The sequence below is a fragment of the Tepidimonas charontis genome (genome assembly GCF_007556685.1).
GTDB classification, from domain to species: Bacteria; Pseudomonadota; Gammaproteobacteria; order Burkholderiales; family Burkholderiaceae_C; genus Tepidimonas; species Tepidimonas charontis.
Genome location: NZ_VJON01000115.1, coordinates 1 through 665, shown reverse-complemented (window position 1 = coordinate 665; position 665 = coordinate 1). Strand labels below are relative to the sequence as shown.

Annotated in this window: 1 protein-coding gene; it reads right to left on the bottom strand. The window is 64.5% G+C overall.

The window, feature by feature from the left end:
• Window positions 1-302 precede the first annotated feature (302 nt).
• A partial coding sequence (locus Tchar_RS13630) for a transposase (RefSeq protein WP_144329499.1) occupies window positions 303-665 on the bottom strand: 363 nt, incomplete at its 5' end.

Sequence of the window (665 nt, the reverse complement as noted above, 5' to 3'; positions counted from 1 at the left end):
TTTACGCCCAGCAGGCCAGGGAGAGCGCCAAGGTGGTGCCCTTGCAGCCGAAGCGACGCGGACCGAAGCCCAAGGTGTCGGATGCCGATCTGCTCGCGGCGATCCGCGCCGATCTGCAAGCCTCGCCATCTACCGGCGAGGGTCACCGCAAGGTCTGGGCGCGGCTGCGCATCCTCTCCGACATCCGCGTCTCCAAAGATCGCGTCTGCCGTCTGATGCGGGAGAACGCTTGGCTTCGCCCCATCGGGTGCGGCAGGGCACCCCTGTGCTGCATGATGGCTCGATTCAGCCCAGATTGTCCATTAGCCGGTATGCAGCGCCGGGGTGACGGGAGGTGCGGATGCGTTGGCCCAGAGACCCGCGAACCACGCCCGTTTTCGGCGGGGCACGGACAGCATCAGCCTGTTTTGGCTGGCATCGGGGTGCCAAGACCCGCCGATGGCCAGCACCAGGCCATGCAAGGTCGAGAGGGTATGCTGGAGTCGGCAACGCAAGACGGCTTGGCGAAACAGGCTCATCAGGTTGTAGGCGAGCATGACAAAGCCCAAGGCGGCTTCCGTGGCCCAGAAGTCGCGCATGTTGAAGGCGTCCAAGCCGAAATCCGCCTTCAGTTCCTTGATCCGATTTTCACAGTCCGCCCGCCCACGGTAAGTGCGCCAGACCTC